Origin of the sequence: Microbacterium barkeri (assembly GCF_027921765.1) — a bacterium.
GTDB lineage: Bacteria > Actinomycetota > Actinomycetes > Actinomycetales > Microbacteriaceae > Microbacterium > Microbacterium barkeri.
The window spans coordinates 1-26,658 of the sequence record NZ_BSEJ01000015.1; the positions used below are offsets into that span (position 1 = coordinate 1).

At 71.5% G+C, this 26,658-nt stretch carries 22 protein-coding genes and 1 pseudogene; 8 read left to right on the forward strand and 15 right to left on the reverse strand.

All coding sequences use genetic code 11. From position 1 onward, the window contains the following. Positions 1–428: 428 nt before the first annotated feature. On the reverse strand, positions 429–1,070 hold the full coding sequence (locus tag PKE79_RS13815; protein ID WP_271174289.1) for an NAD(P)-dependent oxidoreductase: 642 nt from the start codon (positions 1,068–1,070) through the stop codon (positions 429–431). Between the two features lie 124 nt (positions 1,071–1,194). Between PKE79_RS13815 and PKE79_RS13820 the strand changes: the two genes are divergently transcribed. Beyond that, positions 1,195–1,551: a winged helix-turn-helix transcriptional regulator gene (locus PKE79_RS13820; RefSeq protein ID WP_271174290.1), complete on the forward strand. Its 357-nt coding sequence runs from the start codon at positions 1,195–1,197 to the stop codon at positions 1,549–1,551. A 14-nt stretch (positions 1,552–1,565) separates the two neighbouring features. Here PKE79_RS13820 and PKE79_RS13825 read toward each other — a convergent pair whose 3' ends face one another. After that, a complete protein-coding gene (locus tag PKE79_RS13825) occupies positions 1,566–2,675 on the reverse strand; it encodes a threonine synthase (protein ID WP_271174291.1) in 1,110 nt (369 codons plus the stop codon). 47 nt (positions 2,676–2,722) lie between these two features. Beyond that, positions 2,723–4,006 carry a hypothetical protein gene (locus PKE79_RS13830; protein ID WP_271174292.1) on the reverse strand — a complete coding sequence of 428 codons (1,284 nt, stop codon included), beginning with the start codon at positions 4,004–4,006 and terminating at the stop codon, positions 2,723–2,725. A gap of 267 nt (positions 4,007–4,273) precedes the next feature. Here PKE79_RS13830 and PKE79_RS13835 point away from each other — a divergent pair, with 267 nt between their 5' ends. Further along, entirely contained in the window at positions 4,274–5,818 is a 1,545-nt protein-coding gene (locus tag PKE79_RS13835; RefSeq protein WP_271174293.1) for an SDR family oxidoreductase, read from the forward strand. Between the two features lie 99 nt (positions 5,819–5,917). On the opposite strand, the gene PKE79_RS13840 is transcribed toward PKE79_RS13835, so the two are convergent. The 3 genes from PKE79_RS13840 to soxR form a co-directional block, all read right to left on the reverse strand. Continuing rightward, on the reverse strand, positions 5,918–6,550 hold the full coding sequence (locus PKE79_RS13840) for a superoxide dismutase (RefSeq protein WP_271174294.1): 633 nt from the start codon (positions 6,548–6,550) through the stop codon (positions 5,918–5,920). 27 nt (positions 6,551–6,577) lie between these two features. After that, positions 6,578–7,072 (reverse strand): flavin reductase family protein, encoded by a 495-nt coding sequence (locus tag PKE79_RS13845; RefSeq protein ID WP_271174295.1) that lies wholly within the window; start codon positions 7,070–7,072, stop codon positions 6,578–6,580. Positions 7,073–7,134: 62 nt separating this feature from the next. After that, a complete protein-coding gene (gene soxR, locus PKE79_RS13850) occupies positions 7,135–7,602 on the reverse strand; it encodes a redox-sensitive transcriptional activator SoxR (protein ID WP_271174296.1) in 468 nt (155 codons plus the stop codon). A 120-nt stretch (positions 7,603–7,722) separates the two neighbouring features. Here soxR and PKE79_RS13855 point away from each other — a divergent pair, with 120 nt between their 5' ends. Continuing rightward, the gene (locus tag PKE79_RS13855) at positions 7,723–9,021 is read left to right on the forward strand and encodes a glycoside hydrolase family 27 protein (protein ID WP_271174297.1); all 1,299 of its coding nucleotides are present in this window, start codon (positions 7,723–7,725) and stop codon (positions 9,019–9,021) included. 222 nt (positions 9,022–9,243) lie between these two features. After that, positions 9,244–9,987: a Ppx/GppA phosphatase family protein gene (locus PKE79_RS13860; protein ID WP_271174298.1), complete on the forward strand. Its 744-nt coding sequence runs from the start codon at positions 9,244–9,246 to the stop codon at positions 9,985–9,987. 79 nt (positions 9,988–10,066) lie between these two features. On the opposite strand, the gene PKE79_RS13865 is transcribed toward PKE79_RS13860, so the two are convergent. From PKE79_RS13865 to PKE79_RS13885, 5 genes are all read right to left on the reverse strand, one after another. Then, positions 10,067–11,206 (reverse strand): hypothetical protein, encoded by a 1,140-nt coding sequence (locus PKE79_RS13865; RefSeq protein ID WP_271174299.1) that lies wholly within the window; start codon positions 11,204–11,206, stop codon positions 10,067–10,069. A gap of 64 nt (positions 11,207–11,270) precedes the next feature. Further along, positions 11,271–12,599 carry a sulfatase-like hydrolase/transferase gene (locus tag PKE79_RS13870; protein ID WP_271174300.1) on the reverse strand — a complete coding sequence of 443 codons (1,329 nt, stop codon included), beginning with the start codon at positions 12,597–12,599 and terminating at the stop codon, positions 11,271–11,273. A gap of 3 nt (positions 12,600–12,602) precedes the next feature. Then, a complete protein-coding gene (locus PKE79_RS13875) occupies positions 12,603–13,493 on the reverse strand; it encodes a carbohydrate ABC transporter permease (protein ID WP_271174301.1) in 891 nt (296 codons plus the stop codon). After that, the gene (locus PKE79_RS13880; protein WP_271174302.1) at positions 13,493–14,401 is read right to left on the reverse strand and encodes a carbohydrate ABC transporter permease; all 909 of its coding nucleotides are present in this window, start codon (positions 14,399–14,401) and stop codon (positions 13,493–13,495) included. Before PKE79_RS13880 ends, PKE79_RS13875 begins: the two co-directional genes overlap by 1 nt. Next, the gene (locus tag PKE79_RS13885; protein ID WP_271174303.1) at positions 14,401–15,678 is read right to left on the reverse strand and encodes an ABC transporter substrate-binding protein; all 1,278 of its coding nucleotides are present in this window, start codon (positions 15,676–15,678) and stop codon (positions 14,401–14,403) included. The genes PKE79_RS13880 and PKE79_RS13885 overlap by 1 nt, the downstream gene beginning before the upstream one ends. Before the next feature lie 90 nt (positions 15,679–15,768). Between PKE79_RS13885 and PKE79_RS13890 the strand changes: the two genes are divergently transcribed. Then, positions 15,769–17,043: an ROK family transcriptional regulator gene (locus tag PKE79_RS13890; RefSeq protein WP_271174304.1), complete on the forward strand. Its 1,275-nt coding sequence runs from the start codon at positions 15,769–15,771 to the stop codon at positions 17,041–17,043. A 111-nt stretch (positions 17,044–17,154) separates the two neighbouring features. Then, positions 17,155–20,214, forward strand: coding sequence for an alpha-mannosidase (locus tag PKE79_RS13895; RefSeq protein ID WP_271174305.1), 3,060 nt, complete (start codon positions 17,155–17,157; stop codon positions 20,212–20,214). 59 nt (positions 20,215–20,273) lie between these two features. On the opposite strand, the gene glmM is transcribed toward PKE79_RS13895, so the two are convergent. After that, entirely contained in the window at positions 20,274–21,638 is a 1,365-nt protein-coding gene (glmM, locus tag PKE79_RS13900) for a phosphoglucosamine mutase (protein WP_271174306.1), read from the reverse strand. Between the two features lie 100 nt (positions 21,639–21,738). Between glmM and PKE79_RS13905 the strand changes: the two genes are divergently transcribed. Beyond that, positions 21,739–23,058, forward strand: a complete 1,320-nt coding sequence (locus tag PKE79_RS13905) for an ISL3 family transposase (RefSeq protein WP_438822811.1) — start codon at positions 21,739–21,741, stop codon at positions 23,056–23,058. Positions 23,059–23,110: 52 nt separating this feature from the next. Here PKE79_RS13905 and rpsI read toward each other — a convergent pair whose 3' ends face one another. The 3 genes from rpsI to PKE79_RS13920 all read right to left on the reverse strand — a co-directional run bounded on the left by rpsI (position 23,111) and on the right by PKE79_RS13920 (position 24,912). Further along, positions 23,111–23,575 (reverse strand): 30S ribosomal protein S9, encoded by a 465-nt coding sequence (gene rpsI / locus PKE79_RS13910; protein ID WP_374727776.1) that lies wholly within the window; start codon positions 23,573–23,575, stop codon positions 23,111–23,113. A gap of 35 nt (positions 23,576–23,610) precedes the next feature. Next, entirely contained in the window at positions 23,611–24,060 is a 450-nt protein-coding gene (gene rplM / locus PKE79_RS13915; protein WP_271174308.1) for a 50S ribosomal protein L13, read from the reverse strand. Positions 24,061–24,243: 183 nt separating this feature from the next. After that, positions 24,244–24,912 (reverse strand): endonuclease/exonuclease/phosphatase family protein, encoded by a 669-nt coding sequence (locus PKE79_RS13920; RefSeq protein ID WP_271174309.1) that lies wholly within the window; start codon positions 24,910–24,912, stop codon positions 24,244–24,246. A 267-nt stretch (positions 24,913–25,179) separates the two neighbouring features. Between PKE79_RS13920 and PKE79_RS13925 the strand changes: the two are divergent. Then, a pseudogene (locus PKE79_RS13925) lies at positions 25,180–26,439 on the forward strand (sensor histidine kinase); the annotation flags it as partial. Positions 26,440–26,658: the final 219 nt, after the last annotated feature.

Consider the following 26,658-nt stretch of genomic DNA (forward strand, 5'->3'; position numbering starts at 1 on the left):
AACCAGCCGAAGCTGGACGAGGATAATTTGGCATTTGACAAGTGCACGCTGTTGAGTTCTCAAGGATCAGACGCACCCAGCCCCACGACTCCCGCCGTGGCCCTCTGGGGCAACTTCTCTATCTTAGCCGCTCTCTCACCAGGATGCGAATCCGACACGCCGTGTCGATCGCAGCCGCTCGAGAGAACGACCGCCACCCCTTCGAGTCGACGCACGAGTGCGTCTCTTCTTCGAGGCGGTTTCTGTCGCAGACCTGGGGCGGGGAACCTTCCGGCTCAACCTCACCGCTTGGCGGCGACAAGGGAATACATTACGCGGATCGGAGGAGGTGGGCAAACCGAGGCCTGCGTCGGGCGTGTCGCGCTCCTGCGCCGAGGCGGGGCGGCCGCCATCGCCACCGCCCCGCCTCTCCCCAGCGTCCCCAGCTGTCAGTAGGCGACCGTGAAGCGCTTGCGGTGGTGCTTCGGCGCCTCGATCTCATCCACGATCGCGAGCGCGAGGTCGGCACCCGAGATGAACGACTCACCGTCCTCGTCCACGAGAAGCACGTCGCCGCCGAGACGGTACGTGCCCTTCGCCTCGCCGGGGTTGAATGCGCCGAACCCGCCCGCGGGGCTGATGAAGAACCAGTCCAGGTCCTCGGGCGAGGCCTTGAGCGCCTCCAGGACATCCGTCATCTCAAGGGCCTCTGCCTTGAACGCCTCCGGGAATCCGCTGTCGAGCACGCGAGGCCCGCCCTCCGACACGTGCAGCGACCCTGCGCCGCCGATCACGCCGATCCGCGTGCCGGCCGCGCGCGCGGCCTCGGCCAGCTGGGCGATGGCAGGCGCGACCGCGCCCTCCATGTCGCCCCGCGGGGCGACGGCGCTGATCACCACGTCGGCATCCGCGACGGCCTGCTTCACCGTGTCGGCATCGGCGATCGACCCCGTCCGGTACTCGACGCCCTCGATCGTCGTCGCGGGAACCGACCGGCTGTACGAGATCACCTCGTGTCCGCGCCCCACGGCGTTCTCGACGATGTGCCCTCCGGCGAAGCCGGTTCCTCCGAAGACGGCGATACGTGTCATCTGGATGTCCTCCTGTAGTCGGTCCGCGGCGATCACCGCGCAATAGTCACTCTAGGAGAGCCTGTTACTGTGGGGAAGCAGGCACTTTTCCGTGCCCTGGTCACCGCGACGTAAGTGAGGCGTGATGGACGCGTGGAATCCCTACGCCAAGGACTGCCCCAGCCGGCAGCTGCTCGACCGCATCGGCGACCGATGGACCGCTCTCGTCCTCGGCACGCTCGAGGACGGGCCGCTTCGCTTCTCTGAGGTCGCCCGCCGCATCGAGGGCATCTCGCAGAAGATGCTCACGCAGACGCTCCGTGCACTGGAGCGCGACGGACTCGTGACGCGGACCGTGTACGCCGAGGTGCCGCCGCGCGTGGTCTACGAGCTGTCCGACCTCGGACGCAGCCTGCGCGAGCCGCTGCGCGCGCTGGAGACCTGGGCGACGACGCACATGCCCGACGTGCTCGAGGCGCGCCAGCAGGCCGACGCCGCCTGACGCCACCGGACGCCTCAGGACAGCAGCGACCGGATCGTCTCGGCCGCCTTGAGCCCCGAGCCGCTGAGCATGACGACCGTCGTCTCGCTGTCACGGATCGCCCCGCGCGCGACGAGCTCGTCGAAGGCGGCCGCGGCGAGCGCGCTGGTCGGCTCGGCGAACAGCCCGCGATCGCACAGCGCGCGCAGGGCGGCGACGATGCCCTCCTCCGAGATCGCGAGAGCCGCGCCATCCGTCTCGCGGAGCGCCTGCAGCATCTGGTCGAGGCGGAGAGGCGATCGGATGGCCGTGCCCTCGGCGATCGTCGGCGCATGCGCGTGCCGCTCTCCCGAGAGCGCGGCGACCACCGGGGAGCATCCCCGGGGCTGCGCGGCGAACAGCCGCGGCATCCGCTCGATCTGACCGGCGGAATGCAGCTCGCGGAAGCCGAGCCAGCACCCGAGCAGGCTGCTCCCGGCGCCGACCGGCACGATGACGTTGTCGGGCGCGCGGAACCCGAGGTCCTCCCAGAGCTCGTAGGCGAGCGTCTTCGTCCCCTCGAGGAAGAGGGCCTGCCAGTTGTGGCTCGCGTAGAACGTCTCGTCGGATGCGCGGATCGCCGCTTCCTGAGAGGCCTCCCGCGGCCCGTCGACGAGCTCGACCTCGGCACCGTATGCGCGCACCTGCGCGATCTTCGCGGGAGACGTCGAGGCCGGCGCGAAGATGCGCACCCCCATCCCGCCGGCCGCGCCGTACCCGGCGATCGACGATCCGCCGTTCCCGGAGCTGTCCTCGAGCACGGCCTCGACTCCGCGCTCGCGCAGGTACGACAGCATGACGCTCGATCCGCGGTCCTTGAAGCTCCCCGTCGGGCTGAACCACTCGAGCTTGAAGAGCGGACGATGACGCCCCCACTCCCGCTCCACGAGCGGCGTGCACCCCTCGCCGAGCGTGATCGGATGCGCGATGTCGACGGGGAGCGCGGCGTGATACCGCCAGAGCGAGCGCTCGCGCGTCTCGATCTCGTCGCGGGCGATCCCGCGCTGCGCACTCACCATGAGGGGCCGCCCCGCGTCGGAGCGCCAGCGCGGCGTGTCCAGACCATAGGCGCGGCCGTCGACAGGATCCACGTACACGGCGACCATGTCATCCCCTCTCGGATGCTCGGACGAGCAGACTATCGAGCGGGGAGTCAGATGCTGTCGCGGTACTCTTCGATCGGCGCACCCGGCGTGCCATCCGAGTACGCGACGCGGATCAGGGGATTGCTCAGCTTGAGGTCGACGAGCGACCTGCCCAGCGTGATCGACGCAGCACCGGAGCCGCCGAACGTGACCGAGCCCGCGGCGGACCCGCCGTAGGTGACGGTCGCCGTCGATCCGGGCTCGCCGACCACCGAGAGCGTGTAGCTTCCGAGCACCTTGATTCCCAAGAGGCTGAGCGTGTAGTTCTCGCTCAGCCCGGCGAACCGGAGGGGATCGGGTGCCGGGGCCGGCGGTTCGCTCGTGGGCGGCGGAGAGGGCTCACTCGTGGGAGGAAGACTCGGGCTCGGCGGCTGTGAGGGCTCGCTCGTGGGCGGCGTCGAAGGCTCCTCGCTCGGCTCGGACGGCTCGCTCGGCTCGGATGGCGACGGCTCAGCGGGCTCAGACGGCTCGCGAGTCGGCGAGGGCTCAGACGGCTCGGACGGCTCGCGCGTGGGCGCAGGCTCCGAGGGCTCCCGGGTGGGCGAGGGCTCGGAAGGCTCGCGCGTCGGAGACGGGTCCGATGGCTCCCTCGTCGGAGACGGCTCGGACGGCTCCCGCGTTGGCGAGGGGTCGGATGGATCGCTCGGCTCGCGCGACGGCTGCGGCTTCGTCGTCGGAGACGGGTCGTCGAGATCGAAATCGAAGTCGGGCCACCACGGGAAGGGGCTCGGGCTCGAGTCCTGGTCCTCGTCCCCATGGTCGTCTCGGCCGCCCCGGTCGTCGTGCCCCTCTCGGTCGTCGCCGTCGCGCTCGTCCTGGGGGTCATCGCCGCCGCCGTTGTCGTCGCCTCCGCCGCCGGAGCGATCGTCGGGCTCATCCGAGCGCAGGTCGTCAGGAAGCGTCGACGGCAGGATCCCGAGCGGCTCGAGGTCATCGGCGGGCGGCTCGACCACCTCGACGGCGAGTCCGCCCTCGCCGTCCGCCTCGGGGGTGCCCGCGTAGGTCCCCTGCTGTGCCTCAGCGAAGGTGAAGCCCGACCCGAGGAGCGTCCCGCCGCCGCCTCCCGGAGTGAACGCGGTCGCCACGGCGGCGATCACCGCAGCCGCCGTGCCTGCGGCGACGAGCTGACCCGCGCGGAACGACGATCCGTTCGCGGCGTCCTCGGTGCGCACGGGCGTGACCGGCGCCGCGAACGGCAGAGCCGCGATGCCCGAGGCACCGCCGCGGCGCGGAGCGGACCCGTACGACGGCAGGATGAGCGGCGTCACGGGCGCCGTGTCGAGACGGCGCACGGGCACCGCCTCCGGGAGGCGGTCCCGACGACTCCGACGCGCGCCGCCATGCGAAGACGCGGCAACGGCGTCGTCTTCGCCAGCGGTCATAGCTGCTCTCCGTGCCATCCGGTCGCGGACCCGCAGTCAGGGCCACGTCTTCCCCCGTGCCAGCCGGCACAGAACACCGGTATTCTAACCAGCCGTCATCTCGGCGCAAGGAATCGCGTCCTCGCGCCGGCTGTCAAGCGCTGGGCGGCGGCGAACGGGGCCTCCTAGCCTGAGCGGATGATCGACCTCACGGCGCCCACGGGACACGAACCGGCATTGCGCGCGCTTCCGCGAGCGGACGGCACACCACCTCGCGCGCTCGTGCTCGGGGCGACGGGCTATGTCGGCGGCAGACTGACGCCGCGGCTCGTCGCAGCCGGATACCGCGTGCGCGTGCTCGTGAGAGACGCCGCTCGTGCACGATCGCTGCCGTGGGGCGACGAGGTGGAGATCGTCGAGGGCTCCGCTGCCGAGGCGAGCGCGGTCGCGCGTGCATGCGACGACGTCGATGTGCTGTTCTACCTCGTCCACTCCATGGGAGCCGGCCGGGGATTCGAGCGCGCAGACGAGCTCGCGGCGCAGACCGTCGGGAAGGCGGCGGCCACGGCCGGTGTCCGCCGCCTCGTCTATCTCGGCGGGCTGCATCCCGCCGATGCCGAGCTCTCACCGCACCTCCGCTCGCGCGTCGCCGTCGGCGAGATCCTCCTCAACTCGGGGGTGCCGACTCTGGTGCTGCAGGCGGGCGTCGTTATCGGCTCCGGCTCGGCATCATTCGAGATGATCCGCCATCTCACCGAGGTCCTCCCGTACATGCCCGCGCCGCGCTGGGTGCGGAACCGCATCCAGCCGATCGCGATCCGCGATGTGCTCCACTACCTGCTCGGAGCCGCACGGGCTCCCAGCGGGATCAGCCGTGCGATCGACATCGGCGGTCCTGACGTGCTCCGATACGGGCAGATGATGAACGGCTACGCGATCGAGGCGGGGCTGCGCCAGCGCGCCATCGCCGCGCTGCCCGTGCTCACGCCGACCCTCGCATCTCACTGGGTGAACCTGGTCACTCCGGTGCCGCGTGCGATCGCGCGCCCGCTGATCGCGTCGCTTCAGAACGAGTGCATCGTGAAGGACGGCGTGCCCGACGACCTCATCCCGCCTCCCGCAGGCGGGCTGACGCCGTATCGCGAGGCGGTGCGCCTCGCGCTCGGCCGACTCGACGCGGACCGTGTCGAGACGAGCTGGCAGGACGCCGAGGTCTCCGGCGCACCGAGCGACCCGCTGCCGAGCGACCCCGAATGGGCCGGCCGCACCGTCTTCACCGATGAGCGCGAACGCTGCACGCGCGCCTCGGCCGAGGACGTCTGGGAGATCGTGCTCGGCATCGGGGGCGAGAACGGCTGGTACTCCTCACCCGTCCTCTGGGCGGCGCGGGGCTGGATGGACCGGGTTGCGGGCGGGGTCGGACTGCGGCGCGGGCGGCGCTCCCGCAGCGCGGCTCGCGTCGGCGACGCGATCGACTTCTGGCGTGTCGAAGCGATCGAGGACGGCCGTCTCCTGCGGCTGCGGGCGGAGATGAAGGTCCCGGGTGCCGCGTGGCTCGAGCTGGGGGTCGAGCCGGACGGCGCCGGCGCCCGGTACCGGCAGCGAGCGGTGTTCTTCCCGCGCGGTCTCGCCGGACGCCTCTACTGGCTTGCCGTCCTGCCCTTCCACGGATTCATCTTCGCGGGGATGGCCGAGCGCATCACGGCGGCTGCGGAGGCGCTCGGCGGCCTCAGCGCCCGATGACACTCGCGACGGCGCCGACCGCGACGGGCACGGCGAGCAGCGCCAGAAGCGCTGCCCGCCGCAGCCGTGTCGCGAGTCGCGCGCCGTCTGCGCGAGGGCTCAGCTCGCCGCCGGGACGATGAGGCCCGACGTCGCCGTGCGCGCGGCCTCGAAGCGGCGCTGCACGTCGGCCCAGTTGACGACCTCCCAGAACGCCTTCACGTAGTCCGCGCGCACGTTCTGGTAGTCGAGGTAGTACGCGTGCTCCCACACGTCGAGCTGGAGAAGCGGCGTGACGCCAAGGGGCGCGTTGCCCTGCTGGTCGAACAGCTGGAAGATCACGGGACGCGCGCCGACCGAGTCCCACGCGAGCACCGACCATCCCGAGCCCTGCACGCCGAGAGCCGTCGCGGTGAAGTGCGCGCGGAAGCCGTCGATCGAGCCGAACGCGTCCTCGAGCGCGGCCGCGAGCTCGCCCTCGGGCGCTCCGCCGCCATCCGGCGACATGTTCTGCCAGAACACGCTGTGGTTGATGTGACCGCCGAGGTTGAACGCGAGGTCCTTCTCGAGCTTGTTCACGTTGGCGAGGCTGTTCGTCTCGCGCGCCTCGGCGAGCTGCTCGAGCGCCGTGTTCGCACCCGTGACGTAGGCCTGGTGGTGCTTCGAGTGGTGCAGCTCCATGATGCGCGCCGAGATGTGCGGCGCGAGCGCAGAGTAGTCGTAGGGAAGATCGGGCAGTGCGTATGCGGGCATCGTTTCCTTCTCTCTGGGTGGGTGCGGTCAGCCGACCGCGGTGGGGTTGAGGACGTGGAAGGCGCGATCGAAGTAGACGACCGGCTCGCCGGCCTCCCCTTCGATCACGTCGAGGACTTCAGCGAGGACCAGGGAGGACGCGCCCACGGGGGTCACCTGCAGAGGCCGGCAGCGCAGCGCGAAGCGCGCCGACGGGAGGTAGGGCTCGCCCGTCTCGAGCGTCGACCACCCCTGCTCGGGAGTGAAGCGGTCGGCGCCGGTGATCGCGAAGGCCTGCGCGGTCTCGACGTGGCGCGCGGTGACGAGGTTCACGACGAACGACTCGGCGCGGAGGATGCCGCCGGCGCTCCCCCGCGACCGGGTCACGGAGAACGCGAGGGCGAGCGGGTCCAGTCCGACCGACGCGACGCTCGAGGCCGTGAGCCCCACGGGCCCCTCCGCGGTGCGAGCCGACACCACCGCGATCCCCGCCGGATGCAGACGGAACGCGGTCTTGAAGGCATCGACGGATGGGCTGTGCATGCTTCGACGGTAGAACCTCAGGTGCACTTGAGGTCAAATCGGCGGCCGATCGCGGCGGACCCTCAGGAAGCGTCGTCGACGTCGAGCCGCCGCGCGCCCGCGCCCTCCTGGCCCAGCTCGTCGTCGGGGTTGAGCAGGCGACACGCGTTCATCGAGAGGCAGCCGCAGCCGATGCAGCCGGTCAGCTCGTGCTCGAGACGCTCGATCGCCTGCCGTCGGCGTTCCAGCACGCGCTTCCACTCGCGCGAGGCCCGCTGCCAGTCCTCCTGCGTGGGCCGTCGGTCGAGCGGCACGTCGGCAAGCGCTCGGCGGACGTCGGCGAGCGGGATGCCGAGCCGCTTCGCCACCGCGATGAGCGTGATGCGGCGGATCATGTGGCGACGGAACCGGCGCTGGTTTCCCGACGTGCGCGAGGCCGCGATGAGTCCGAGCTGCTCGTAGTAGTGCAGCGCTGACACGGCGACTCCGGTTCGCGCGCTCACTTCGCCGACCGTGAGCAGCTGCTCGGGATCGCGTTCGACCTCCGCCATCCGTCCAGGGTAGAGCGCGCTCGCGCCATCCGATCGCCGGTCTCCTCCAACGTGAGAATTCCGGTAGCGTCGTCCGCGGCACCGCGTCGTGCCCTCCCGCGAACCCGATGAAGGGACACCATGCCGCTCGCGCGCACCACCCCGCCCATGGGCTGGAACAGCTGGGACTGCTTCGGCACCACCGTCACCGAGGCGGAGGTCCTCGCGAATGCCGAGTTCATGGCGAAGCACCTCCTCCCCTACGGGTGGGACACGGTGGTCGTCGACATCGACTGGTCCGATCCGACCGCGCGCTCGCACGGGTACAACGACGACGCGCCGCTCGCGATGGACGAGCACGGCAGGCTCATCCCCGACCCGGGGCGCTTCCCGAGTTCGGCCGGCGGCGCGGGCTTCGGGCCGCTGGCCGAGCGCATCCACGCGCTCGGCCTCCGCTTCGGCATCCACACGATGCGGGGCATCCCGCGGCGCGCGGTCGCCGCCGACGCGCCGATCCTGGGCACCGACGCGCGCGCGTCGGAGGTCGCCGACGCCGCGAACGCCTGCGAGTGGAACCCCGACATGGTCGGACTCGACCATGACCACCCCGCGGCGCAGGCGTACTACGACTCCACGCTCGATCTCTACGCGTCGTGGGGCGTCGACTTCATCAAGGCCGACGACATGCTGTGGCCGTACCAGGCGGCCGACATCGAGGCCTACGCGCGCGCCATCGCCCGCACCGGCCGCCCGATCGAGCTGAGCCTCTCGCCGGGCCGCGACCTCTCCCTCACGCGCCTCGAGCACCTCCGCGAGCACGCGACGATGTGGCGGATCTGCGACGACCTGTGGGACGACTGGCACGACGTCGAGGCGAACTTCGCCCGTTTCGCGCGCTGGGCGCCGCACGCGTCGGCGAGCGGATGGCCGGACGGCGACATGCTGCCGCTCGGCCGGATCGGCATCCGGGCCGAGCGCGGCGAGCCGCGTCACGACCGCCTGACCCCCGCCGAGCGGGTCTCGCTCATGACGCTGTGGCTCGTGGCCCGGTCGCCCCTCATGATCGGCGGAGACCTTCCGACGAGCGACCCCGCCACCATCGCGCTCTTCACGAACGCCGATGCGCTCGCGCTGCTGCGCGCCGAGGCGAGTCGCGAGGTGTTCCGCGAGAACGGCCTCGTGCTGTGGACGGCCGATGGCACCGACGGCGAGCGCTACGTCGCCGCCTTCAACCTCCACGATGAGGCGCGCGACATCGCCCTCGACGCGCAGAACGTCGGTCTCCCCGCTCAGCTCGACGGAGAGCTGCGCGAGCTGTGGACGGGTGCCGAGATCGCGACCGATCATGCCGCCGTGCGCGGCGTCGCTCACGGCAGCACGGCCATCCGCCTCTCCCTCGCACCGCACGGAGCCGCACTCCTCCGCTACGTCGCGCGCTGAGAGGTCGGGGTTTCCCCCGGCGGAGCGCCCCCGGGTTTTGACGCCTCGGCAGCCGCGACGTATCATTCTCCGGGCTCTCCATGCCCGTTCCCCGATCCGAAGGCAGGTGATGCGCGATGTCCAGTGATAGTCGCCGCGCCGCCGATTCGCCTTCGTCGATCAGCGTCACTCCTCGCTGACGTCTTCGCCCATCGGCGGCGCCTGCCGCGTGCTCGCTCGGGGATGACGATCCGCCCGTCCTGGACGCGGCCCCGCACCGTGTTCGCGACGGCCACGTCGGCCGTGCGGGAGGCGGCCAACGGGCCCGATGTGATCCTCCGGATCGAGCAGACCCTCGGGCAGCCCCTCCAGGTGCTCGGCGGCGAGCAGGAGGCGCGCTTCACGTTCCTCGCGGTGAGGCGGTGGTTCGGATGGTCCGCGGGCCAGATCCTGCTGTTCGACATCGGCGGCGGCTCTCTCGAGATCGCCGGCGGCGCGGACGAGCTCCCCGACCTCGCCGAGTCGGTCCCGCTGGGAGCGGGGCGCATGACGGTCGAGTTCCTGCCCGACGATCCTCCCGGCGACACCGAGATCGCGCTGCTGCGCGAGCACGCGCGGCGGACGCTCGCACCCGTGGCCGAGCGCTTCGCGGCGCTCCCCCGGCCCGAGCTGGTCGCCGGCTCGTCGAAGACGATCCGCTCGCTGGCGCGGCTCGCCGGCCATCCGATGACGGGATGGTCGGGTTCGCCGCGGATGGTGCTGCGCCGCGATCTGCTCGGCTCGTGGATCCTGGTGCTCGCGCGCGTGCCGGCCGACGCGCGGCGCGAGCTGCCCGGGATCACGGCCGATCGCACGTTCCAGATCACGGCGGGTGCGGTCGTGCTGCACGAGGCGATGGGCGCTCTCGGGATCGACGAGCTCGAGGTGTCGCCCTGGGCCCTCCGCGAGGGCGTGCTGCTGCGCTACATCGAGGACCTCGGCTGGTGACGCCCGGCCCGGCCCGCAACGCCCGCAGGCTCCCGCGCTGACGTCCGTTTCCCGTGCGGTCGACGCCGACGGGCACGGCTCAGAGCAGGGCCTCGGTCGACCGCGGTGTCGCGTCGGGGACAGGCGTCTCCTCGGGCTCGGCGGTGTCCTCGGGTGCGGGCGTCTCCTCGGGCTCGGCGGTGTCCTCGGGTGCGGGCGTCTCGTCCGGCACGGGCGTCTCCTCGGGCGCCGGCGTCTCCTCCGGGGTCGCCTCGGGCGCCGGCTCGGGCGCCGGTGCGGGCTGCTCCTGCTGCCGGCGTTCCCGCTCCTCGGCCTCCGCACGCTCGCGGTCGTACTCGAGGACGGCGCGATGCTGGTCCTCGCGCAGCGCCCCGACCGCCGCGACGAACTCGTCGAGGCGCGCGGCGGCGTCCGCCGGCTCCGCGGCGTCCACGAGCGCCTGGCCCGCATCGGCCGTCGCCGCGGCGATGTCGGCCGAGACGTCCGGGTTCTCCGCGAGCTCCGCCTCGACGGTCGCGGGCACGGTCGCGCGGAGCGCGTCCAGCGACGCGCGCACCTCGCCCTCCGAGGCCTCCGCGGCGGCCACCACGTCGTCGAGGACGGCGCTGCGTGCGGCGATCTCGGTGCTCGCGGTCTCGAAGGCGGCGAGCGCGCTCTCGACCTCGGCGTCGTCCGAGGGGACGCCGTCCTCGACGACGGCCTCTTCCGCGGTGCTCTCCTCGGGCAGCGCGGCCGGGTCCACGGCCGTCCGGAACGCCTCGACCGACGCGGTGGCCGCGGCGCGCGCTTCCTCGTCGACGACGCCTTCCGCCGCCCCGAGCGCCGAGGCGAGCCCGTCCGCCGTGGCCGCCCGCTGCGCGAAGTCCTCGCGCGCTGCGGACAGCGTCGAGCGATAGTCCGCGAGCGCCTCGTCGACCGCGGCCCGCGCCTCCGCGTACTCGGCCGAGTGCGTCGGCGCCGGCTCGGCGGCCGCGTCGTCGCCGGATCCGCCGAGGAGCAGGCCGGCGCCCACGCCCACGACGACGAGCGCGATGAACGCGGCCGGGCCCCAGATCATCCAGGGCCGCAGCCCGCGGCCGCGACGCGTCGCTCGATCGCGCCGCGTCGGCGAGAGGGGCGTGGCTGCGACGAGGGGCGCGGCTGCGACGAGGGGCGCGCCGGTGTCGGCTGCGCGCCCTCGCCGGTAGTACTGCGCGGGGTCGTTGCCGGAGGTGCCCATGATGCCTCCAGCATAGGAAGACTCGCTGGGCTCCCGGTGGCACCCGGGGCGGAGCGGGCGGCGGTCAGGACGCCCGCGTCCACCCGTCGTGCTGCTGCTGGAAGCCGTCGAGCGCTGCTTCCAGCTCGGCCAGCTCCCGGGGGAAGTCGCGTGCGACGTCCGTCGTCTCGGCCGGATCGCGGCGGATGTCGAACAGGGCGCGGTCGACGACGGCGGGCGGGACCATGCCCTCGCGGGCGTCGACGACCAGCTTCCACTCGCGCCGCCGCACCGCCCACTGCCCCTCGTAGGCCCAGAACACCGCTCTGTCCGCCGGCGGTTCGGAAGCGCCCTCGACGGCACGCCAGGCGTCGAGGTGCGTCCGCCCGTCGACGCCTCCGTCCCCGCTGACGCCGCCGTCGCCGCTCGCGTCGGCGCGCTCGATCGCATCGAGGATCGTGGGCAGGACGTCCATCATCAGCCCGACCTCGTCGTAGTCCGCTCCCTCGGGAAGTCCCGCGGGCCACGACACGATCGAGGGGACCCGGATGCCGCCTTCGAACACCGATCCCTTCGTCCCGCGCAGCCCGCCGGTCGAGCCCCCGTCGTAGGAGATCTCCTCACCGTCGAGCCAGTTGCGGCTCTCGGCGGAGGGGCCGTTGTCGGAGGAGAAGAACACGATGGTGTCCTCGCGGAGCCCGAGCCGGTCGAGCGTCGCCAGGATGTGTCCGATGGCGTCGTCCATCGCGCTCACCATGGCGGCCATCGTGCGGCGCCCGTCCTCGAGGTGCGCGTATCGCTCCATGTACTCGGCGGGCGCGTGCATCGGGTAGTGCGGCGCGTTGAACGGCACGTAGCAGAGGAAGGGGCCGTCCGCGTTCTCCTCGATGAACCTCGCAGCGCGGTCGCCGATCACGGTGGTGAGGTACTCGCCGTTGCGCCAGGCCTCCCGGTCCCCCTCCCACAGGTCGTGGACGGGGTTGTGCTCGCCCCAGTAGAAGATGTGCGAGTAGTAGTCGACGCATCCCGCCCGGAAGCCGAAGAACTCCTCGAACCCGTAGTGGAGCGGGTCGTACTCGGGCGCGGCGCCGAGATGCCACTTGCCGAACAGGCCCGTCCGGTATCCGCGTCCCCGCAGCTCGGACGCGATCGTGGCCTGCGGAGGAAGACCCGGCGTCCTTCGCGTGCCGCCGAGGATCGCCTCCACGCCGGCGTGGGCGGGGTATCTCCCCGTCATGAGGGACGCCCGCGACGGAGAGCACACCGGCGAGTTGGCGTACCACTGGGTCAGGCGCAGGCCCGAGGCGGCGAGGGAGTCGATGGCCGGCGTGTCGATGTCGTCGGAGCCGAAGCAGCCGACGTCACCCCACCCCAGGTCATCGGCGTAGATGATGACGACGTTCGGTCGGGTCATGGATCACTCCTTGATGGCGCCCGCGGCGACGCCGGCGACGAGCCGGCGCTGCAACAGGGAGAACAGGACGATGGTCGGCAGGGCGGCGATGACGGACGCGGCCATCACGACGCCCCAGTCGGTTCCGTACTCGCCGAAGAGGCCGGCGAGCCCCACCTGCACGGTCTTGAGCGAGTCGCTCGTGAGGAACACCTGCGCGAACAGGAACTCCTCCCACATCGAGATGAACGCGGTGACGGCGACGGTGACGATGCCGGGCCACGTGAGCGGCGCGATGATGCGCGAGATCACCGTGAGCGTCGACGCTCCATCGACGCGCGCCGCCTCGTCGAGCGTGCGCGGGACGGAGTTGAAGAAGCCGGTCATGAGGAGCACGGCCAGCGGCAGCGTCATCGCGACGTAGACGATGACGATGCCGACATAGCTGTTGAGCAGGCCCAGCTCGGCGAAGAACAGGTACACGGGGGTCACCAGCACGACGAACGGGAGAAGCTGGGTCGCCACGAGCAGGAGCATGACGAGCTTCTTGACGCGGAAGGCGTACCGCGACAGGGCGAACCCCGCGAGGGCCGAGACGACGACGGTGACGGCGGTGCCCGCCAGGCACATGACGATGCTGTTCACCAGGTAGTGCTCGAATCCGGTCCCCGCGAACAGCCGCGAGTAGGCGTCGAAGCTGAGCCCCGAGAAGGCCGTGTCCCACGTGATCCCGCCCGCGATCGCGCTCGCCGGCCGCAGCGAGCTGTACGCCATCCACAGCACGGGGAACACGATGATCAGGAGCACGGCGAACAGCGGGATCAGCAGGAGGAGATCGGATGCCCGCCGGCTCTCCGCGGATACCCGACGACGGCGGGGAGCGCCGGCGGTCACGAGGGCGCGGGTCTGGCTCATCAGGAGTCCTCCTTCGCGGTCACCCGCATGTAGATCACGGCGAACACCGCCATGATCGCGGTCATGACGAGGCCGATCGCGGCCGCTCCGCCCAGGTCGTTCGCGAAGAACGCCGTGGAGTAGAGCTCGGTGGCCAGGACGGACGTGAACGTCCCGGGGCCGCCGCCCGTGGTCAGCCAGACGTAGACGAAGTTGTTGAACGTCGCGATCACGGTCACGAGCACGACGACCGTGAGGACGGGCCGCAGATTGGGCAGCGTGACGTTCACGAACGACGTCCACCGTCCGGCTCCGTCGAGGGCAGCGGCCTCATACTGCTCGTCCGGGATGGACTGCAGGCCCGCGAGCAGCACCATCACGGCGAACGGCAGCTCGCGCCACACGACGATCGCGGCGATGCACCACCACACCGTGCTCGTCTGGGCGAGGAAGGGGACCCCCGCGTCGATCAGCCCGAGCGCCTGGAGCGTCTGGTTGAGGACGCCGGAGTTGCCGTCGAGGATCCACTTCCAGGCGGCGACGGCCACGACGGGCGGGACCATCCACGGGATGAGCGCCATCGTGCGTGCGACCCCGCGCAGGCGCCAGCGCCGCAGCACGGGCGAGTGCAGGGCGATCGACAGCGCGAGCCCGAAGACGAGCCGCAGGACGACCGTCACGAGCGTGAGCCAGAACACCGTGTTGAACGCGGCTCCGCCGAACTGCGGATCGGAGAACACGCGCTGGAAGTTGCGCAGGCCGACCCATTCGCCGTCGCCGGGAGCGTCGTACGGAGACAGCTTCTGGAAGGCGAGGACGACGTTGTAGATGGACGGGAACAGGAACAGCAGCGCGACGATGACGAGCGCCGGGGCGCTCAGAAGATAGGGCTGCAGCCGTTCTCCCCGGCGCTTCGTCAGCGTCGCCATCAGCCCTGAAGACCCTGTTCGATGGTGTCGAGGATGGCGCGCGCCGCGGTCTCGCTGTCGGACTGCCCGGAGTAGACCGCCGAGAACTGCTGGTTGACGAGCTCCTGCAGCGACGCGGTCGTGATCGGCGCGCCGATGTACTTCGCGAACGGCACGGAGTGGGGCAGCTGATCGACGAAGCCCTGCTCGGCGGGGTCGACGTCCAGCTCGGTGAGCGTCTGCGCCGACGCCGGGTACTGCGAGTAGGTCGCGAACGTGTCCGAGCTCATGAGGTACTCGATGAAGGCCCACGCCTCTTCGGGATGGGCGCTGTTCGCGTTGATGCCGAGGGCGCGGCCGCCCAGGTGGGTCGAGCCGTCGACGAGGCCTCCCGGCATGGGCGCGGTGGCCAGCTCCGCGTCGACCTGTTCCTCGACGGTGCGGAAGGCGGCGGGGGGCATGTAGGTCATGGCGCAGGTGCCGTCCTGCAGGGCCGTCGCGATCGCCGGGTCGGCGTAATCGGTGAGCGCCTGCATGGACGCGGGCGTCGTGCCGCTCTCGAAGAACGCGTCGAAGTAGTCGATGGCCGCCGCGAGCTCGTCCTCGGAGACGCCCGCCTGCCACTGCCCGCCCTCGTTCTCGATGAGGTACTGGTCGTGGTTCCAGAGGTAGTAGTTGATCGCGAACCACTGCGCAGCGGGCTGCTGGGCGCCGGCGGCGAAGCAGAACCCGCTGACGGCGCCGTCACTGCCCGTGGTGATGTCCTCCGCGACCTGCTGGAAGTCCTCCCATGTCTCAGGGGTCGCATCGATGCCCGCGTCGGCGAGCACGTCGGGACGGTACACGAGCGCCATCGTGTCGGCCGTCCACGGGACGCCCCACGTGGTGTCGTCGATGACGGTCATCTCGGTCGCGAGCAGCTGGTCGGCGCCGTCGAGCGGCTCCGACGACATGAGGTCGTCGAGAGGCAGGAGCACGCGGGGCTGCGCGAGGAACGCGACGTCCGCGAGCGCCATGTGGATGACGTCGGGACCCGAGCCCGAGTTCGCCTCGCGCGCGAACTGCTGCGGGTTGTTCGGCGTCACGGTCTCGAGGTCGACCTGGATGTCGGGGTGATCCGCGTTCCAGGAGTCGACGGCCTCGACGAGGCCCTCCACCTGGTCGGCGGGATCGAACTGGCGAAACGTGAGGCGGACGACTCCGTCCTCGTCCTCCGCGGCTCCCGAGCTGCATCCCGAGAACACGACGATGGCGAGCACGCTGGCTGCCACGGCTGACAGGTACCTCTGGGTCTTCATTGACGTTGCCTCTCCCTTGATGCGGACAGTGGCCAGTAAATTCCATCAAATTGAGTGTGTCAAGGCCATGTACTCGACTACGATCGGGACATGCCGAGCCGTGCCCCCTCTCCGCTCCCCCCGCGCGGACCCCGGCGGCGCGGGAGCAACCTCCCCCGCGTCGCCGACTACAACCAGATGCTCGTCCTCGACCTCGTCCGGCGCTCGCCGGGGATCAGCCGTGTCGAGCTGGTGCGCGAGACGGGGCTGACCGCGCAGACCGTCTCGAACATCTGTCGGCGCCTGACCGAGGCCGAGCTCATCCGCGAGACGGGCCGGGTCTCGGGGGCGGCCGGCGCCCCGCGGACGATCTTCGAGGTCAACGGCGCGGGGCGGTACACGATCGGCCTGCACATCGATCCCGCGCGGCTCACCTTCGTCATCCTGACGCTCGCCGGCGACACCGTGCAGCGCCTGAGCATGCGCACGCCCGACACCCCCGAGCCCGGCGCCATGCTCGCGGAGATCGAGCTGCGGATCCGCGAGCTGATCGACGCGGCGGACATCCCCTTCGTCCGCGTCGCCGCTATCGGCGTCGCCACCCCGGGGCCGATCGACGTCGCCCAGGGATCCGTGCGCGACGCCCCAAACCTGCCCGGCTGGGAGGACGTGGCCCTTCGCGAGGACCTCGAAGAGCGCCTCGGGCTGCCCGTCGTGGTCGAGAAGGACACGACGGCCGCCGCCCTGGGCGAGCTGTGGAGCAATCCCCATCCGCCGCAGAACTTCGCCTTCATGTACCTCGGAACGGGAGCGGGGGCGGGGATCGTGCTGGACGGCGAGGTCCGACGCGGGTCGAGCTCCAACCTGGGCAACATCGGCCACATGAGCGGGGATCCCAACGGCCCGATCTGCCCCTGCGGCGGCCGCGGCTGCCTGAGCCTCACGGCCCTGCCGGCGACGCTGGTCGGCGAGGCGGCGGCGCGCGAGCTCGTGAGCCCGGTCGATCTGGGAGACGCCCGCGCGGTCGAGCGTGCCCTCGCGGAGCTGTGCGCCGCCGCCGCCCAGCGCCCCGGCGGCGACGAGGCGGCCCTGATCGACCGCGCCGCCCGGAGCTACGCCCGCGTCGCCGGGCAGCTGGCGAACGCGCTCGACCTGGACGCGGTGATCTTCGGCGGCCCGCAATGGCCCGCGATGATGCCGTCGATCCTGCGGATCGCTCCCCCCGCGATCGCCAAGGACTTCCTCTTCCACGCGCTGCACGACGTCGAGGTGCGCGGGTCGTCCATCAACGACGACGTGGGCGCCGTCGGGGCCGCGTCGCTCGCGATGTGGGCCACGACCTTCGACGCCCCCACGCAGCTGTTCCTGCCGGGTCGGACCGGCTGAGGAGGCCCCGGACCAGGGCGCCTCTGGCGGGGCTTTAATCCATATGGTTGACTAAAGCTCGCGTTCAGCGTGGTTCGCGCGACGCTTCCCCGTCATGAGAAGGAGTCCTCGATGACCGAGGTCCGACAGCAGGATGCCGCCACGCAGGTCGTGCGCCGGCTCGACCGCACCCGCCGCGAGGTGATCGTCCCCGGCGAGATCCGCGCATCGGCCCCGTTGTCCGTCGCCGCTCGCGCGGTGGGCGGCGAGCCCGTCTCGTTCGCGGAGGGCACCGATGGCGTCTTCGAGCCCCTGGAGCCCGGCGCGGCATGGGGCCGGGCGTGGGACACGGTCTGGATGCACGTGTCGGGAGCGGTCCCCGACGGCTGGGAGGTCGGCTCCCCGGAACGGCGCGGAGCCGTCCTCGAACTGGCGGTCGACCTCGGCTTCACGGCCGCGCAGTCGGGCTTCCAGGCCGAGGGCCTCGTCTACTCCCCGACGGGCGAGGTGATCCGCGCGCTGTCGCCCCTGAACCACCGCATCGCGCTCGACGGGGAGGCCGGGACGCCCATCGAGTACTGGGTGGAGGCGGCCGCCAACCCGACGCTCAACACCCCCGACGGGATCGACCTCATCCCGCTCTCGCCGCTGGGCGACTGGGACACGGCCGGCGACGAGCCGCGCTACCGCTTCGGCGGCGCGCGGCTGGTCCTCCGCGACGCCGAGGTCTCCGCGCTCCGCCACGACATCGATCTCCTGAGGGGCATCGCCGTCGCGGCGACCACCGAGCGTCGTCGCCGCGAGCTCGTCCTGGCCGCACTGGAGCGGATGCTCGAGGCGCTCGATCCCCAGGACTTGACCGGCACGGCGGCCGCGGCGCGGCGCGCTCTCGAGCCGGCGCTCGCGGCACCGGCGCACGCGAGCGCCATGACGCTGACGGCCGTGGGCCACGCCCACATCGACTCGGCCTGGCTGTGGCCGTTGCGCGAGACCGTCCGCAAGTGCGCGCGGACGTTCTCCAACGTCGTGACACTGATGGAGCAGAATCCGGACTTCGTCTTCGCGTGCTCGTCCGCGCAGCAGTTCCGCTGGATGAAGGACTTCTATCCCGACCTGTTCGCGCGCATCCGCGAACGGGTCGAGGCGGGGCAGTTCGTGCCCGTCGGGGGCATGTGGGTCGAGTCGGACACGAACATGCCCAGCGGGGAGTCGCTGGCCCGACAGTTCGTCGCGGGGCAGGGCTTCTTCCGGCGCGAGTTCGGGATCACCTGCGAGGAGGTGTGGCTGCCGGACAGCTTCGGATACACCGGCGCCCTGCCGCAGATCGCGCGAAGCGGAGGGGCACGCTGGTTCTTCGGGCAGAAGATGTCGTGGAACCGCACGAACCGGATGCCGCATCACACCTTCGAGTGGGAGGGGATCGACGGCACCCGCATCCTCACGCACTTCACCCCCGTGGACACGTACAACTCCGATCTGTCGCCTGCGGAGCTCGTCTACGCGAGCGAGAACTTCGAGGACCACGCGGGCTTCGGCGGCGGCATCGTGCCCTTCGGATACGGCGACGGCGGCGGCGGACCGACGCGCGAGATGCTCGAGGCCGGGAGGCGCTCCGCGGATGTGGAGGGCCTCCCCCGCGTCGCCTTCGGCAGCCCGGCCGACTTCTTCGCGACGGCGGAGGAGGAGGCGTCCGGCATGCGCCCGCCCGTGTGGATGGGCGAGATGTACCTGGAGCTGCATCGCGGCACGTACACCTCCCAGTCGCGCACGAAGCGCGGCAACCGGAGGTCGGAGGCGCTCCTGCGGGAGGCGGAGCTGTGGGCGGCCACGGCGTCGGTGCGGACGGGTGCGGAGTATCCCGCCGAACGGCTCGCCGAGCTCTGGGAGCGCACGCTGCTGCTGCAGTTCCACGACATCCTGCCCGGCAGCTCGATCTCGTGGGTCCATCGCGACGCCGAGCGCCTGCACGCCGAGACCCACGCCGAGCTCGAGGGGATGATCGCCGACGCGATCGCGACGCTCGTCGGAGAGGGCGACACCGAGCTCGCCGCGAACGGGTCCCCGTTCGATCGCGTCGGAGTGCCCGCGCTCGGAATCGCCGAGCGGGGCCCGGCCGACGACGCGCGCGCGATCGTCGCGCACGAGGACGGCGAGGTCATCCTGCGAAACGAGGCCGCCGAGCTACGGGTCGCCCCGGACGGCACGTTCTCGGCGCTCGTCGACCGCGCCACCGGGCGCTCGCTGTTCGATGGCGACACCCGGGGGAACGCGCTCCATCTGCATCACGACGTCCCGACCGACTGGGACGCCTGGGACGTCGACGAGCACTACCGCCGTCAGCGCATCGAGGTCGGTGACGATGCCGCGGTGGAGGAGCTGGACGGGCAGAGGCTGAGGATCACACGGCGATTCGGGGCGTCGACCGTGTCGCAGGTGGTGCGGATGAGCGCGCGCGGCGACGTCGACATCGAGACCACGGTGGACTGGCACGAGCGGCAGCGGCTGCTCAAGCTCGCCTTCCCGTTCCTCGTCGACGCGCGCCACTCCACCGCTGAGACGCAGTTCGGCTCGGTCGCGCGGCCGATCCATGAGAACACCTCGTGGGACGCCGCGCGCTTCGAGATCGTCGCGCACCGCTGGATGCACGTCGACGACGGACGCACCGGGGTCGCGGTCGTGAACGACTCGACCTACGGACACGACGTCACCCGCCTGCCTCTCCCGGGATCGTCCCGCTACGCCACCCAGGTGCGGCAGACGCTGCTCCGCTCGCCGCTCTACCCGGATCCGGAGAGCGACCAGGGCACGCACGTCTTCCGCTCCCGGATCGTGGTCGGGTCGACGTCCGACGCCGTCGAAGCCGCCTACGACCTCGACAGCGCGATCCGCACGGTCCGGGGACGCTCGGGCGTGGAGCCGCTCGTGCGCGTCGGAGGAGAGGGGGTCGTGCTGCACACCGTCAAGCTCGCCGAGGACGGCTCGGGTGACGTGGTCGTGCGCCTCTACGAGTCGCTGGGCGCGCCGACACGGGCGCAGGTCCGCGTCGCGGCCTCCGGGATCGTCCCCGTCGACATCCTCGAGCAGCCCGTCGACAAGCGGGTCGAGATGACACCCGAGGGGGCGTCGTTCGACCTCCGTGCCTTCGAGGTCGCGACGCTCCGCCTCCGGATGACCACGGCGCAGGCCGGCTGACCGGCCCGGCACGCGAAAGGGCGGACGGCCGAAGCCGTCCGCCCTTTCGCGATGCGGGGCTACAGCCCGAGGCGCTCCTCGACCACCGCGGCGAGGCCGTCGGCGTGGCGCTTCGCGGTCTCCTCGTCGGCGGCCTCCACCATTACGCGGACGAGCGGCTCGGTGCCGGAGGCGCGCAGCAGCACGCGGCCGGTGTCGCCGAGCTCCTCCTCGACGCGGCGAACGGTCGCCTGCACGACCTCGTCGTCGACGCGGGCCTTGTCGACGCCGCGCACGTTGACGAGCACCTGCGGGAACACGGTCATGATCGAGGCGAGCTCGGCCAGGCTCTTGCCCTGACGCGCCATCTCGGCCACGAGGTGCAGTCCGGTGAGCACGCCGTCGCCCGTGGTCGCGTGCGCGTTCATGATCACGTGCCCCGATTGCTCGCCGCCGAGCGAGTAGCCGTGCGCGTTCATCTCCTCGAGCACGTAGCGGTCGCCGACGGCCGCGGTCTTCACCGCGATGCCGCGGCCGCGCATGGCGACGTGCAGGCCGAGGTTGCTCATCACGGTCGCGACGAGCGTGTCGTCCGCGAGCAGCCCGCGCTCCTGCATCGACGCCGCGAGGATCGCCATGATCTGGTCGCCGTCCACGGCGACGCCGTCGGCGGTCACCGCGAGGCAGCGGTCGGCGTCGCCGTCGTGCGCGATTCCCACGTCGGCCCCGTGCGCGCGCACGGCCTCCGCGAGGTTGTCGATGTGGGTCGACCCCACGCCGTCGTTGATGTTCAGCCCGTCGGGGTCGGCGCCGATGACGGTGACCGTCGCGCCCGCGTCCTTGAACACCTGCGGCGAGACGCCCGCGGCGGCGCCGTTGGCGCAGTCGAGGACGACGTGGATGCCGTCGAGCCGCGCGGGCAGGGTGCCGAGCAGGTGCAGCAGGTAGCGGTCCTCGGCGTCCGAGAAACGGCGGATGCGCCCGACGTCGCCGCCCGTGGGCAGGAGCTTGTCGCGCTCCAGGTAGCGCTCGATGCGCTGCTCCACGACGTCCGGCAGCTTCACGCCCCCGCGGGCGAAGATCTTGATGCCGTTGTCGGGCGCCGGGTTGTGCGAGGCCGACACCATGACCCCGAAGTCGGCGTCGAGGTCGCCGATGAGGAAGGCGAGCGCAGGGGTCGGGATGACGCCGGCGTCGTAGACGTCGACGCCCGAGGCCGCCAGGCCCGCCGAGACGGCCGCGCTGAGGAACTCACCCGAGATGCGGGGATCGCGCGCGATGACGGCCGTGGCGCGCTTGCCGGCGGCCCGGCGCGCCTCGGCGGAACGCCCCTGGCCCAGGACGACGGCGGTCGCCTGGGCCAGGGAGAGAGCGAGGTCGGCGGTGAGGGCTCCGTTCGCGAGCCCCCGCACGCCGTCCGTGCCGAAAAGCGGCTCTTCGGACATCCGGTGGGGTGAGGGTGGCCGGGCGGTGATTCGGCGGTAGGGGTCGAGGTCCCCGAGGATCAGAAGCGCTAACTCTCTGATTCCGACCGAGGACCTCGACGTGCTTCACCCTACTTCGGGGTGCGCTGACGCGCGCCCCGCCGACTGTCCGTGTGCCCGCTGCGACCTGCTTCTCGGCCTCGACGGTGTCCATGTCGAGCACGTCGAGCGTCGCGACGGACTTCTTGTGGTGACCGTTTCGACTCCGGCGTCCCCGACGGGCTGCCCGGGGTGCGGCGTGCTCGTGACGAGCCGTGGTCGGCGCCTTCGGGTGCTGCATGACGTGCCGGGTGTGACGCGGGTGAGGGTGGTGTGGCGGCAGCGGATGTGGCGGTGCGGCGAGTCCGGCTGTCCGCGGAAGACGTTCGTGGAACAGGTCCCGTCGCTGGTCGCGCCGCGCGGGTCGATCACCGCCCGCGCCGTCGCGTGGGCGATCGGGCAGCTGCGTCGCGAGCACGCCACCATCCAAGGACTCGCCCGGCAGCTCGGGACGTCGTGGAAGACGGTGTGGCGGGCCGTCGAACCCGAACTGGTCAAGCTCGCGGCGGACGAGTCCTTGTTCGAGAATGTCACCAGCCTCGGCGTCGACGAGCGCGTCTGGCATCACGTCGACCCGCGCCGACGGGGGCCGAAGGAGCTGACCGGGATGGTCGACCTCACCCGCGACAGCCAAGGGAAGACGCGGGCCAGGCTGCTGGATCTGGTGCCCGGTCGATCCGGGAAGGCGTACGCGACCTGGCTCGGTGAGCGCGGCGACGCGTTCCGGAAGCAGGTGAAGGTCGCCGCGTTGGATCCGTTCGCCGGATACAAGACCGCGATCGACGACAAGCTCGACGACGCCGTCGCCGTCCTCGACGCGTTCCACGTTGTGAAGCTCGGCACCGCCGCGGTCGACGAGGTCCGCCGTCGCGTTCAGCAGGACACCCTCGGGCACCGCGGACGCAAGGGCGACCCGCTCTACGGGGTGCAGACCATCCTGCGCGCCGGGGCCGAGAACCTCACCGACAAGCAGCGGGTGAGGCTGACCGCGGCGATGGAAGCCGACCCCGCGCACGACGAAGTGTTCGTCGCTTGGCAGTGCGCGCAGCAACTCCGCTCCGCCTACCACCAGGGCGATCTGGCCGCGGGGCGGCGGATCGCTGAGCAAGTCGTCGACACGTTCCACACCTGCCCGATCCCCGAGATCGCACGACTGGGCCGCACCCTCCGCCGCTGGCGCGACGCGTTCCTGGCGTACTTCACGACGGGGCGGTCATCGAACGGTGGCACCGAGGCCGTGAACGGGATCATCGAGCTCCACCGCCGCCTCGCCCGCGGCTACCGCAACCGGCACAACTACCGGCTCCGCATGCTCCTCGCCGCCGGCGGACTCACCCCATGACCCCCACCGGATGTCCGAAGAGCCCGAAAAGCGGCATGGAGTGGATCTCGCCTTAGCGCTTCGAGAACTGCGAAGCCTTGCGGGCCTTCTTGAGACCGGCCTTCTTGCGCTCGATGACGCGGGCGTCGCGCGTGAGGAAGCCGGCCTTCTTGAGGGTCGGGCGGTTGTTCTCGCGGTCGACCTCGTTGAGGGCGCGCGCGATGGCGAGGCGCAGCGCGCCGGCCTGGCCCGAGGGGCCGCCGCCGTTGATGCGGGCGATCACGTCGTACGCGCCGTTGAGGTTGAGCACCGTGAAGGGGTCCGTGATGAGCTGCTGGTGCAGCTTGTTCGGGAAGTACTCCTCGAGCGTGCGGCCGTTGACCGTGAAGGAGCCCGAGCCGGGGATGATGCGCACGCGGGCGATGGCCTGCTTGCGACGGCCCACGGCAGCACCGGGGACGCTCACGACGGGGCGCTCGGCCACGACGACGTCGTTCGCCGGCGTCTCGGTCGAGTAGTTCTGGATGTCGTTTTCGATTTCGTTCGCCACGATGAAGTCCTTAGGGGCGCCGCTTACTGGGCGACCTGGTCGAGGGTGTGCGTCTTGGGCTGCTGAGCGGCGTGCGGGTGCTCGGCACCGGCGTACACCTTCAGCTTCGCGAGCTGCTCACGGCCAAGCGTGTTCTTGGGGAGCATGCCGCGGACTGCCTTCTCGACAGCGCGGACCGGGTTCTTCTCGAGGAGCTCGGCGTACGTGACGGCCTTGAGCCCGCCCGGGTAGCCCGAGTGACGGTAGGCCTTCTTCTGCTGGAGCTTCTGACCGGTGAGCGCGACCTTGTCGGCGTTCACGATGATGACGAAGTCGCCCATGTCCATGTGGGGGGGGGCGAACGTCGCCTTGTGCTTGCCGCGGAGGAGCGCGGCGGCGTGCGAGGCGAGGCGTCCGAGGACGACGTCGGTGGCGTCGATCACGAGCCACTCGCGCTGGGCTTCACCGGCCTTCGGGCTGTAAGTGCGCGTCACAGTAGTGCTGCTTTCTTTTCGAACGGAGACGTTCGTGAATCCCGCTCCGGGCGGTGTGACCGGTCGATCCCGGCCTGCACGCGCGGTGGAGGGCTCACGTTCGCGACACCCAGACGGGTGCCAAAGAGACCGCTTAGCGGACGCGCCCCGCAGAGGCAAAGCGGGACGGGGGATGCGGGCGCCTCACCGGTAGCTCGCGCGGACGAGGATGGGGAGGTGGTCGCTCCTGCCCTGCGGGAGGGTGGTGACGTCGTCGATCGCCAGGCCCGCGGACGTGGCGAAGTCGTAGTGCCCCTTGAAGAAGCGGTAGCGCGTGTAGGTGCGCGAGTCGGACAGGGTGAGGTCGTACCCCTGCCCGCGCACGCGCTCGTGCAGGCGCTCCTTGAAGACGGGGTAGTTGTAGTCGCCGACCATGAGGGTCGGCAGTCCCGGTCCGAGCCGGCCGAGCGCGCCCAGGGCGGATCGGATCTGATGGCGCCGCAGCGAGTTCAGGGCGGTGAGCGGCGCGGCGTGGAAGGAGGCCAGCACCACTTCGCGCCCGGCGTCGATGTCGAACAGCCGCGCGCCGAGGAGGCGCTCGTGCGCGGGCTTGAGCACGATGTCGTGCAGTGAGCGCTTGAGCGACATCATGACGACGTCGCTGAGGCGGAACATGTTCTCGCGGTAGTAGAGCGCGAGCCCCAGGCGGTTGCGCTGCGTGGCGCGGGCGAGCGCGAGCCCGCCGATGTGCGCGGGGAGATCCGCCGTGTCGGCCTCCTGCAGGCACAGCACGTTGGCGTCCCACCGCTCGACGAGCCCTTCCAGCTCGGCGGCCGCGGCGTGCTTGCGCAGGTTGTACGAGATCACCTTCATCCCGTCCAGGGTAGGCCTCTCCCGCCCCTCGGGCGCGGGATGCCGCGGCGAGCGCGGAGAGCCCGCGCCGCTGGCTACACTTCGGGCATGAGCGCAGGCGACGAGGCGGTGACCCCCGGCCTCGTGGACGCGACGAGGTACGGCGGCCCGCTGGCCCGCTCGGTGTGGCGCTGGCAGCTCGTGATCGCCTTCGCCGCGGTCGTGATCGTCGCCGTCGTCGCCCTCCTGGCGCGCGACATCTTCACGCAGCCGGTGTTCCTCCTCGGCATGGGCGTCCTCGTCGCGACGACGCTGGTCTCCCTCGTCGTCCCCTGGGACCGCCTCGGGGCGCGGGTCGCGTACGTCCTGCCCGCCGTCGACATCCTCGCGATCGGCCTCATCTCCGCCAGCAGCGACCTGCGCGTGGCGTACCTCTGGGTCTTCCCCATCACCTGGATCGCGACGTACTACTCCATCGGGCCGATCGTGGCGGCCCTGTGCACCGTGGCCGCGAGCCTGGTCGCGGCGGGGCTCACCACCTCGTTCACCAACCTCCACGCCGTGCGGCTCCTGATCGTGCTCGCCTCGCTCGCTTTCATCGCGACGACCGTCTGGGTCGGCGCCTCCCGCGGCCGGGCGACGCGGCGCCTGCTCATCCGCCAGTCGAAGCAGCTCGAGGGCGCCGCCGAGCGCGCCCGCCACCAGGAGCAGCACAGCGCCGCCCTGCTCAACTCCATCCGCGTCGGCGTCGCCCAGGTCGACGCGGACGGGCGGGTCACGGTCGCGAACGCGGCGTACCGCGACCTGTACGGCATCGGCGAGATCCTGCTGCACCAGCCCACGCCCGCCGTGGAGTACCGCGCGCGGCGGGGCGAGGCCGTCCCGGCGGATGAGACGACGACCGCCCGCGCGGCGCGCGGCGAGACGTTCGAGGACGACGAGGTCTGGCTGTTCGACGTCGACGGCCGCTGGCGGCTGCTGCGGGCCTCCGCGCACCCGAGCCAGGAGGACCCGGCGGGCGACCCGACCACGGTTCTCGTCGTGGAGGACATCACCGACGAGCGCGAGGCCGAGCGCGTGCGCGCGACGATGGCCCGCACGATCTCGCACGAGCTGCGCAACCCGCTGACGGCCATCCTCGGGCACAGCGACCTGCTGCTCGAGCGCGACGACCTGCCCGCCGGCGTGCGCGACCGGCTGGAGGTCATCGACGACGCCGCCCTGCGGATGCAGCGCCTCATCGCCTCGGTGCTGCAGGACCGCGACGGCCGGGCGCCCGAGAGCATGTCGGAGTTCGATCTGGCCGGCGTCGTGCGCGCCTCCGCCGCGGCCTTCGCGGCGACCGCGCAGGCCGCCGGCGTCGTCCTCGACTCGACAGAGGAGGGCGGGCTCCTGCTCGTCGGCGACGCCTTCCGCGTCCGCCAGGTCGTCGACAACGTCGTCGGCAACGCCGTGAAGTACACCCCGCGCGGCGGCCGCGTCGACATCCATGCGGGCGCCGCCGGCGACCACGTGGAGGTGACCGTCTCCGACACGGGGATCGGGATGGCCGCCGGCGACGCCTCCCGCGTGTTCGACCCCTATTTCCGCGCCGCCTCGGCGCCCAGGAGCCACCATCGCGTCGATCGAGGCACCGTGCGATCCGCCGCCAGTCGCCGGATGAGCCGGATCACGTCGGGAACGAGTCGGGCCGCCTCCCGCCAGTCCACGTCTCGCCCTGCCCGCTTCGCCTGGACCCACAGGATGGCGATGAGCCCGAGCCACAGG

Excerpts from the sequence above, each read along its gene's own strand:
- PKE79_RS13815 (WP_271174289.1), bottom strand. The coding sequence starts at position 1,070 with ATGACACGTATCGCCGTCTTCGGAGGAACCGGCTTCGCCGGAGGGCAC.
- PKE79_RS13820 (WP_271174290.1), top strand. The coding sequence starts at position 1,195 with ATGGACGCGTGGAATCCCTACGCCAAGGACTGCCCCAGCCGGCAGCTG.
- PKE79_RS13825 (WP_271174291.1), bottom strand. The coding sequence starts at position 2,675 with ATGGTCGCCGTGTACGTGGATCCTGTCGACGGCCGCGCCTATGGTCTG.
- PKE79_RS13835 (WP_271174293.1), top strand. The coding sequence starts at position 4,274 with ATGATCGACCTCACGGCGCCCACGGGACACGAACCGGCATTGCGCGCG.
- PKE79_RS13840 (WP_271174294.1), bottom strand. The coding sequence starts at position 6,550 with ATGCCCGCATACGCACTGCCCGATCTTCCCTACGACTACTCTGCGCTC.
- PKE79_RS13845 (WP_271174295.1), bottom strand. The coding sequence starts at position 7,072 with ATGCACAGCCCATCCGTCGATGCCTTCAAGACCGCGTTCCGTCTGCAT.
- soxR (WP_271174296.1), bottom strand. The coding sequence starts at position 7,602 with ATGGCGGAGGTCGAACGCGATCCCGAGCAGCTGCTCACGGTCGGCGAA.
- PKE79_RS13855 (WP_271174297.1), top strand. The coding sequence starts at position 7,723 with ATGCCGCTCGCGCGCACCACCCCGCCCATGGGCTGGAACAGCTGGGAC.
- PKE79_RS13860 (WP_271174298.1), top strand. The coding sequence starts at position 9,244 with ATGACGATCCGCCCGTCCTGGACGCGGCCCCGCACCGTGTTCGCGACG.
- PKE79_RS13865 (WP_271174299.1), bottom strand. The coding sequence starts at position 11,206 with ATGGGCACCTCCGGCAACGACCCCGCGCAGTACTACCGGCGAGGGCGC.
- PKE79_RS13870 (WP_271174300.1), bottom strand. The coding sequence starts at position 12,599 with ATGACCCGACCGAACGTCGTCATCATCTACGCCGATGACCTGGGGTGG.
- PKE79_RS13875 (WP_271174301.1), bottom strand. The coding sequence starts at position 13,493 with ATGAGCCAGACCCGCGCCCTCGTGACCGCCGGCGCTCCCCGCCGTCGT.
- PKE79_RS13880 (WP_271174302.1), bottom strand. The coding sequence starts at position 14,401 with ATGGCGACGCTGACGAAGCGCCGGGGAGAACGGCTGCAGCCCTATCTT.
- PKE79_RS13885 (WP_271174303.1), bottom strand. The coding sequence starts at position 15,678 with ATGAAGACCCAGAGGTACCTGTCAGCCGTGGCAGCCAGCGTGCTCGCC.
- PKE79_RS13890 (WP_271174304.1), top strand. The coding sequence starts at position 15,769 with ATGCCGAGCCGTGCCCCCTCTCCGCTCCCCCCGCGCGGACCCCGGCGG.
- PKE79_RS13895 (WP_271174305.1), top strand. The coding sequence starts at position 17,155 with ATGACCGAGGTCCGACAGCAGGATGCCGCCACGCAGGTCGTGCGCCGG.
- glmM (WP_271174306.1), bottom strand. The coding sequence starts at position 21,638 with ATGTCCGAAGAGCCGCTTTTCGGCACGGACGGCGTGCGGGGGCTCGCG.
- PKE79_RS13920 (WP_271174309.1), bottom strand. The coding sequence starts at position 24,912 with ATGAAGGTGATCTCGTACAACCTGCGCAAGCACGCCGCGGCCGCCGAG.